This window comes from Pseudonocardia sp. NPDC049154 (assembly GCF_040648315.1).
Classification (GTDB): domain Bacteria; phylum Actinomycetota; class Actinomycetes; order Mycobacteriales; family Pseudonocardiaceae; genus Pseudonocardia.
The window spans coordinates 40,167-48,095 of the sequence record NZ_JBEZDN010000056.1 but is presented as its reverse complement, the minus strand read 5'-3'; the positions used below and the strand labels follow the sequence as shown (position 1 = coordinate 48,095).

6 protein-coding genes and 2 pseudogenes are annotated in these 7,929 nt (G+C 73.7%); 3 read left to right on the top strand and 5 right to left on the bottom strand.

All coding sequences use genetic code 11. From position 1 onward, the window contains the following. From AB0B41_RS24460 to metG, 3 genes and pseudogenes are all read right to left on the bottom strand, one after another. A pseudogene (locus tag AB0B41_RS24460) lies at positions 1–996 on the bottom strand (hypothetical protein); the annotation flags it as partial. Positions 997–1,199: 203 nt separating this feature from the next. Beyond that, the gene (locus AB0B41_RS24455; protein WP_358207103.1) at positions 1,200–2,078 is read right to left on the bottom strand and encodes a TatD family hydrolase; all 879 of its coding nucleotides are present in this window, start codon (positions 2,076–2,078) and stop codon (positions 1,200–1,202) included. Positions 2,079–2,145: 67 nt separating this feature from the next. Further along, positions 2,146–3,936, bottom strand: coding sequence for a methionine--tRNA ligase (gene metG / locus AB0B41_RS24450; protein WP_358207101.1), 1,791 nt, complete (start codon positions 3,934–3,936; stop codon positions 2,146–2,148). Between the two features lie 96 nt (positions 3,937–4,032). Here metG and AB0B41_RS24445 point away from each other — a divergent pair, with 96 nt between their 5' ends. Continuing rightward, positions 4,033–4,623, top strand: a complete 591-nt coding sequence (locus AB0B41_RS24445; protein WP_358207099.1) for a TetR/AcrR family transcriptional regulator — start codon at positions 4,033–4,035, stop codon at positions 4,621–4,623. 102 nt (positions 4,624–4,725) lie between these two features. On the opposite strand, the gene AB0B41_RS24440 is transcribed toward AB0B41_RS24445, so the two are convergent. Both AB0B41_RS24440 and AB0B41_RS24435 read right to left on the bottom strand, forming a co-directional pair. Continuing rightward, on the bottom strand, positions 4,726–5,640 hold the full coding sequence (locus tag AB0B41_RS24440; RefSeq protein WP_358207097.1) for a hypothetical protein: 915 nt from the start codon (positions 5,638–5,640) through the stop codon (positions 4,726–4,728). A gap of 274 nt (positions 5,641–5,914) precedes the next feature. Then, positions 5,915–6,100 (bottom strand): annotated as a pseudogene (locus AB0B41_RS24435) (glucose-6-phosphate dehydrogenase); the annotation flags it as partial. Between the two features lie 79 nt (positions 6,101–6,179). Between AB0B41_RS24435 and AB0B41_RS24430 the strand changes: the two are divergent. Both AB0B41_RS24430 and AB0B41_RS24425 read left to right on the top strand, forming a co-directional pair. Then, positions 6,180–6,662, top strand: coding sequence for a cation:proton antiporter regulatory subunit (locus tag AB0B41_RS24430; RefSeq protein ID WP_358207095.1), 483 nt, complete (start codon positions 6,180–6,182; stop codon positions 6,660–6,662). Between the two features lie 3 nt (positions 6,663–6,665). After that, positions 6,666–7,859, top strand: coding sequence for a cation:proton antiporter (locus tag AB0B41_RS24425; protein ID WP_358207093.1), 1,194 nt, complete (start codon positions 6,666–6,668; stop codon positions 7,857–7,859). Positions 7,860–7,929 lie beyond the last annotated feature (70 nt).

The following is a 7,929-nucleotide window of genomic DNA, read 5'->3' as shown; positions in this document are numbered from 1 at the left end:
GGTGGGCGGGGTCGCGCGACGGGTCGCGGTCGCGGGACGGGGGCGGGCGGGCGCGGCGGCCGGCGCGGGGCTGACCGTCAGCGGCTCGGCCTCGGGCTCCGCAGTGGGCTCCGTGGGCGCGGGCGGGGCGACGACGGCGAAGGCCTCGGTCGCGGGCTCGGTGTCGAGCGCGGTGTCGAGCGCGGTGCCGGGCCCGGTGTCGGGCACGGGGGGCGCGACGACGGCGACCGCGCCCGAGTCGAGCCGCCCCGTCTCCTCCGCCGCGGCGAACCCGCCGGTGTCGGGCCGCCCGGTGTCGAGCTGCCCGGTGTCGTCGAAGGCGGCGAAGCGCCCGGAGTCCACGCGCCGGGTCTCGTCCAGCGCGGAAAACCGGCCGGTGTCCACGCGCCCGGTGTCGTCGAGGGCGGTGAAGGCGCCGGAGTCGAGCCGGCCCGTGTCCTGCAACGAGGCGAACCCGCCGGTGTCGATGCGGCCGGTCGCGACCGGGTCGCCCGCCGGCTCCACCCGCGGCATCCCGCCCGTGGGCGCCTCGTCGAACCAGCTGCCGCCCGCCGGGACGGTGTCCAGCGCGCCGGGACCGACGGGGGGCTCGACCGCGGATGCCACGGGTGCCACGGGGACCACGGGGAACGGGGCCGTGAAGGACTCCGCCTCGAAGTCCTCGGAACGGTCGAGCCAGGCGCCGCCCGCCTGCCCGCCCCGCGTCCGCTCGGGCCCCGTCTCGTCCGGCCCCGCCTGCTCGGAACCCGCCTCCTCGGCCTCGGTCCACCACGAGCCCGGCACGTACTCCGCGACCGGGTCGCCGGAGTCGGCGTACCCGCGCAGGTCCTCGACCGGGTCCCGGCCCTCGTCGCCGCCCTCGTCGTACTCCAGCCAGGGGCCCGGGCGCAGGACCGGCGCGTCGGTCGCGACCGGGCGGTCGGCGCGCTCCAGCGACTCGAGTCCCAGGCGGACCCGGACCGCGCGCCGGCGCGCGCGCGCAGATACGTCGACCACTGGCTTCCAGACGCTCGTCGGACCGGGCAGGGGTGGCGAGCGACGGTGACCGGGGCGGGCGGCATCGGGGAACGCCCGGTCACTCGTCGCCGCACCGGTGCTGGGGAGCGGACCCCTCCCGGCTGGGCGATCACGGAACCGTAACGGGCCGTGCTCGCCCGCCTCGACCCCGACGCGCGCGGCAGCGCCGAACGGTGCGTCCGCTACGCCGAGCGCGGTGCCCGACCGTCGGGCGACGTCACAGTCGCGACGGGCGGCAGGTCTGCGAGTCCGAAGACCCGCTCGGCGTTGCGGCCGGCGCTCGCGGCGAGCGCATCCGCCTGCACGCCACGGACTTCGGCGAGGCCACGCACCGTCCACGGCAGACAGTAGGGCTCGTTGGCGCGGCCGCGGTGCGGGTGCGGGGTGAGGAACGGGGCGTCCGTCTCGACGAGGACGTGGTCGTCGTCGGGGATCGTGGCGGCCTCGCGGAGGGCCGCCGCGTTGCGGAAGGTCACCGGCCCGGCGAACGACAGAACGTAACCGGCGTCGGCGCACTCGCGGGCCATGGCGGCGTCGCCGGAGAAGCAGTGGAAGACCACGGTCTCCGGCGCGCCCTCCTCGCGAAGGATGCGCAGCACGTCGGCGTGTGCATCCCGGTCGTGGATCATCAGCGGCTTGCCGAGCCGCTTGGCGAGGTCGATGTGCCGGCGGAAGGAGGCCTGCTGGGCCTTGGGCGGCGAGTAGTCCCAGTAGTAGTCCAGGCCCGTCTCGCCGACGGCCACCACGCGCGGATCGGCGGCCAGCCGCTCGATCTCGCCGAACTCCTCGTCCGTGACGGCGGCGGTGCGCGTCGGGTGCAGCGCGACGGCCGCCACGACCCGCTCGTCCCAGTGCGCGGCCTGGACGGCCCATCGGGCGGCGGCGAGGTCGTCGGCCACCGTGATCGCGCGGGTGACGCCGACGGCGGCGGCGCGGTCCATCGCGGCGGCGACGTCCTCGGCCGTCTCGCAGCCGCAGGCGTCGAGGTGGGTGTGGGCGTCGACGGTCGGCGCGCCCAGCGGCTCGGGGGGTTCCGGCCGCTCGCGACGTCCGTGGGTCAAGACGGGCACCTCCGGTGCACGTGCGTGGAAAGTGGTGCCGGAGCACCACTTCCCACTCACAGGCGCGTCAGCGCTGGATCGGGGCCCACTCCGGGCCGGTCTCCCCCAGCTCGGGGGCGAGCTTGGCGAACACCGGGGTCGGCTTGGCCAGCGGGCGGCCGACCTCGATCGGGCGGGACTCCCACGTCGCCTGCTGCTCGGTGTACTCACCGGTGAGGACGGAGTAGGCCGGCCCGTCGCCGAGGTCCTCGACCTGCCGGATCTCCGGCTGCGCCGCCCACACGCCCTCGCCGCCCAGCGCCTCGTGCACCTTCTGCGCGGCGTGCGGCAGGAACGGGGTGAGCAGCGTGTTCGCGTCGGACACCACCTGCAGCGCGGTGTGCAGGATCGTGTCCCGGCGGTCCGGGTCGTCCTTGCGCTTCCACGGCTCCTGGTCGGAGATGTACTTGTTCGCCGCGCCGACGACCCGCATTGCCTCGGTGACCGCCTGCTTGAAGCGGTTGCGCCGCAGCAGGTCCCCGACGGTGTCGAACCCGGCCCGGGAGGTGGCGAGCAACGCCGCGTCGGCCTCGGTCGGCGCCGTGGGCTTCGGGATCGCGCCCACGTTCTTGTGCGCCATGGAGACCGAGCGGTTGACGAGGTTGCCCCACTCGTTGGCCAGCTCGAAGTTGATCCGGCGGACGAACTCCTCCCAGGTGAAGTCCGTGTCCTGGTTCTCCGGCCCGGCGACGGCGATGAAGTACCGCAGCGCGTCCGGCCCGAACTCGCGCAGGAAGTCCCCGACGTAGATCACGGTGCCGCGCGAGGTCGAGAACTTCGACCCGCTCATCGTGAGGTACTCCGACGACACGATCTCGCTGGGCAGGTTCAGCGTGCCGAACGCGCCGGGCTCGCCGCCGCGGTCGCCCTGGCCGTTCTGCCCGAGGAGGATCGCCGGCCACATCACCGAGTGGAAGGTGATGTTGTCCTTGCCCATGAAGTAGTAGCCCTGGGCGGCCGGGTCGGTCCACCACTGCTTCCACGCGTCCGGGTCGGAGCCGCGCCGGGCCCACTCCACGGACGCCGAGAGGTAGCCGATCACGGCGTCGAACCAGACGTAGATGCGCTTGAGCGGGTTGTCGCTCCAGCCGTCGAGCGGCACCGGGACGCCCCAGTCGAGGTCGCGGGTGATGGCCCTCGGCTTGAGGTCCCCGATGAGGTTGGCGCTGAACTTGAGCACGTTCGGGCGCCAGTCGGTGCGCGTGGACAGCCAGCCGCCCAACGACTCGGCGAAGGCGGGCAGGTCGAGGAAGAAGTGCTCGGTCTCGACGAACTTCGGCGTCTCGCCGTTGATCCGCGACCGCGGGTTGATCAGGTCGGCGGGGTCGAGCTGGTTGCCGCAGTTGTCGCACTGGTCGCCGCGCGCGCCGTCGTACCCGCAGATCGGGCACGTGCCCTCGACGTAGCGGTCCGGCAGCGTACGGCCCGTCGACGGGCTGATCGCGCCCATCTGCGTCTTCGGGACGATGTACCCGTTCTTGTACAGCGACAGGAACATCTGCTGTGTGACGTCGTAGTGGTTCGACGTCGTGGTCCGGGTGAACAGGTCGTAGGAGAGCCCCAGGCCCTGCAGGTCCTCGGTGATGACCTTGTTGTACTTGTCGGCGAGCTCGCGCGGGGTCAGGTTCTCCGCGTCGGCCTGCACCTGGATCGGGGTGCCGTGCTCGTCCGTGCCGCTGACCATGAGCACGCGGTCGCCCGTCATCCGCCGGAAGCGCGAGAAGACGTCGGAGGGCACACCGAAGCCGGAGACGTGGCCGATGTGCCGCGGCCCGTTGGCGTACGGCCACGCCACGGCGGTCAGCACGGAGGAACTCATGTGACCAGCGTATGCCCGGCGGTGAACCGGCTTTCCGCCGCCCACGGGAGGGTGATCCGCGACCCGCCCGCGCGGCCCGCCGCTACGGTGTCCGGCATGGAGGCCGGGAGCGGCGACGGGTCCGGGACCGACCACCGCGCCGCGTTCCGGGACGCGGCCCTGCAGCTGTGGGCCGACGCCGGGTGGGCCGCCGTGACCGTCCCCGCGGTGTGCGCCGCCACCGGGCTCACCGAGGCGGACTTCGACGCCGCGTACGACTCGGCCGAGGACCTGCTGGGCGAGGTCTTCGACGAGGGCGCCGAGGAGCGCACCGCCCTGGTGCTGCGTGCGATGGAGGCGGCCCCGCGGAACCGGATCGCGCAGATCCGGGCCGGTCTCGATGCCATGGCCGGCTTCTTCGAGCGCGACCCGCGCCAGGTCGTCGCGCTGGCCGAGGCGATCGGCTGCCCGCCGCTGCGCCGGCGCCGGCGGGCCACGACCCAGGGCTTCGCCGCGCTGATCGGCGCCGAGACCAGCACGCTGCCGAACCCGCCCGACCCGCGCGAGGTCCGGGCCGCGGCGCAGTTCTGCGTCGCCGGTTTCCACGAGCTCCTCTTCGCCTGGTTCGACCCGGAGAGCCCGGTCGACCGGGACCTGGTGGTCGACCACGCCGCCCGGCTCTTCGAGGCCTGCCTGTCCGTCCGCTGACGACCGGGCCCGGGGGCGCGGCCACCCCGACCCGTGAGTGCCGACTGCCCCTCTAGCGTCAGTTCGCGCTCACGACCACCATCGACCTGCGAGAACGCAGTCTCAGCCGGCGAACCGCTTGGCCGGGTCGGGCGGCGCGGCCCCGGCGGCGACGAGGGCGTCCGACCAGGCGCACAGCTGCTTGGTCAAGGTGTCGAGCTCGCCGCCGATCGCGTCGACCACGGACTGCTGCATCCGGTCCGTGCGCCCCTCCAGCTCCGCGCGGTACGACAGGCCCTCCTCGGTCAGGCTGTCCCCGGCAAGGAGGCCGCGGGCGCGCAGCCGGTCTGCCGCCGCGTCGATCTCCGCGTCGGACCAGCCGCGGGTCACGGTGTAGCTGCGGAAGGCGTAGCCGCACCACAGCTCGGTCAGCAGGTTCATCTCGACGGGATCGAGGCCCTCGACCGCGCAGACCGCCAGGTGCGAGTCGCCGCGGTGCTCGCGCAGCAGGTGGCAGGCGTGGACGAGGCCGGCGAGCGGGTCGCCCGGCCAGTGGTCGGCGGTGAGCCCGGTGAACAGCGGCCGGGCGGTGCGGTCGGCCGCGTCGATCCCGCGGCGCAGGAACGTGACGGCGCGGGCGGCGTCGTCGTCAATGTCCCCGAGCACCCGGCGCAGGGTCCGGCCCGGCGCCTCGATCCGGACCCGGACGACGTCCTCGCGGCTCAGCGCGACCCGCCCCGCCTCGTACTGCGGCGTGATCAGGTCGGGCGTGAACACCCCCAGCGCGACGACGGCCAGCGGGACCGGGGGCGTGCCCAGCGCCGCCGCGCGCTGCCAGACGTAGGCGGCGAAGTAGTCGTGGAGCCCCAGCTCGGCGTACGCCTCCGCGGCCTCGGGCGACCAGATCGACAGGCACGCCAGCGGCTCGATCGCGTCGCGCAGCGCGCGGGCCGGGCTCGGGCTCGCGGCGGCGGGCGGGAGGGGCCGCGGCTCCGGCGGGGCCGCGAAGAACAGGTCGCGCATGGTCGGGTAGTCCACAACGGCTCCGATCCGACGACGGGCAGGACGACTGCCGAGTATCGCCGCGTTCGTCCGGTTCGGGCACTACGCAGAGATGCGTACGCGCGGCGCTCACCCAGGTCAGCGGGTCAGCCCGGCGCGCGGCAGCTGCCGGATCGCCCGGAAGACCTTGGGCTTCTCCTCGTGTTCGTGGACCTGCGGGCCAGCACCGGGTCGCACAGCTCCCACAGCGCTCGACCTCGCCGGTGCTGATTCGGGAGGCGGACTCCGCCCAGCCGTCCCCCTCCTGCCGGGCCTTCTCCCGGAACTCCTGGTCCGTCCCGGGCGAGTGCCGGCCGGACCCGACGATCCGGAAGTCCTCGGGCAGCAACCCCTCCCGCCAGAGGAGGAAGAGCCCCGGGAAGAGCTTGCGCTTCGCCAGGTCACCCGTGGCGCCGAGGAGGACGAGCACCTGGGGCGGGAGATCGGGACCGGTCATGCCTGCGCACCACCCCTCCGCCGCCCGCGGTCGATCCTCCGCGGCCGGACGTCCCGATCGTCCGGGTTACGGTGGGACGGTGAACGTGGAGGTCACTCCCCTGCCCGGGATCGGCGTGCGCAAGGACTTCGCCCTGCGCAACGGCCGGCGCGTCGGTGTCGTCACCCATCGCGACGGCCAGATAGAGCTGATCCTGTCCAAGTCCGACGACCCGGACGCCTGCCTGGCCGAGCTGCCGCTGACCGCCGAGGAGGCCTCGGCGCTGGCCAACCTGCTCGGCGCGCCGCAGCTCGTGGCGCAGCTCAACGAGGAGCACAAGGACCTCCCGGGGATCCACACCCGGCAGATCCCGGTGCTCGACAACAGCCCGTACGACGGCCGGACGCTGGGCGACACCGCCCTGCGGACCCGGACGAGCGTCTCGGTGGTCGCGGTGATGCGAGCCGGCCAGGCGCACCCGTCGCCCACGCCCGACTTCACCCTGACCGCCGGGGACCTGCTGGTCACCGTCGGCACGTCCGAGGGGCTCGACAACGCCGTCAAGATCCTCAAGAACGGATAGCCCGTGGACCACACCGCGCTCGAACTGATCGAGCTCGGCGCCGTCTTCTTCGGGCTCGGCCTGCTCGGCCGGCTGGCGGGCCGGATCGGCCTCTCCCCCATCCCTCTGTACCTCGTCGGCGGGCTCTGCTTCGGCACCGGCGGGGTCTTCCCGCTCGGCGACATCGGCGAGTTCACGTCGCTGGCCAGCGAGGTCGGCGTCGTCCTGCTGCTGTTGCTGCTGGGTCTGGAGTACTCGGCCGCCGAGCTGATGACCGGGCTGAAACGCTCGTGGACCGGCGGGGTGCTCGACATCGTGCTCAACGCAGCACCCGGTGTGGCGGTGGCGCTGATCCTCGGCTGGGGACCCGTCGGGGCGATGGTGATGGGCGGCGTCACGTACATCTCGTCGTCCGGGATCGTCGCGAAGGTGCTGTCCGACCTGGGGCGGCTCGGTAACCGCGAGACGCCGGTCGTCCTGTCCATCCTCGTGTTCGAGGACCTGGTCATGGCGGTCTACCTGCCGATCCTCACCGCCCTGCTGATCGGCGTGACGTTCATCGGCGGGCTCGAGGCCGTCGGGATCTCGCTCGCGGTGATCGCCGTCGTGCTGCTGGTGGCGCTGCGGTGGGGCCGGTACGTCTCCGCGGTCGTCGACAGCCCGGACCGCGAGGTCTTCCTGCTCAAGGTGCTCGGCGCGGCGCTGCTCGTGGCCGGGCTCGCCTCGGCGCTGCAGGTCTCGGCGGCGGTCGGGGCGTTCCTTCTCGGCATCGCGATCTCCGGGTCCACCGCGCACAACGCCACCCGGCTGCTGGAGCCGCTGCGGGACCTGTTCGCCGCGGTGTTCTTCGTGGTCTTCGGGCTGAACACCGACCCGCGGGCGATCCCGCCGGTGCTCGGCTGGGCCGTGGTGCTCGCCGTCGCCACCTCGCTGACCAAGATCGCGACGGGCTGGTGGGCGGCCCGCCGGCAGGGCATCGGGAAGCTCGGCCGGGCCCGCGCCGGCGCCGCGCTGATCGCCCGCGGGGAGTTCTCGATCGTGATCGCGGGGCTCGCGGTGTCCTACGCCGCCGTGCCCGAGCAGCTGGCCGCGCTCGCCACGGCGTACGTGCTGATCATGGCGATCCTCGGCCCGATCGCGGCGAAGTTCGTGGAGCCCGTGGCCCGAGCCCTGCAACGCCGCGCCGCCCCCGCGCCCGCCCCCAGCGCCGGCAACTGATCCCGTGAGTGGGGGTGTTTTGGAGTTCGAAGAACTGCACGAACGGGTGGTGCGGGGGGGGGGGTGGTTT

Bases quoted from the DNA above. Each gene is read 5' to 3' on its own strand.
- AB0B41_RS24445 (WP_358207099.1), top strand. From the start codon at position 4,033: ATGGAGGCCGGGAGCGGCGACGGGTCCGGGACCGACCACCGCGCCGCG.
- metG (WP_358207101.1), bottom strand. From the start codon at position 3,936: ATGAGTTCCTCCGTGCTGACCGCCGTGGCGTGGCCGTACGCCAACGGG.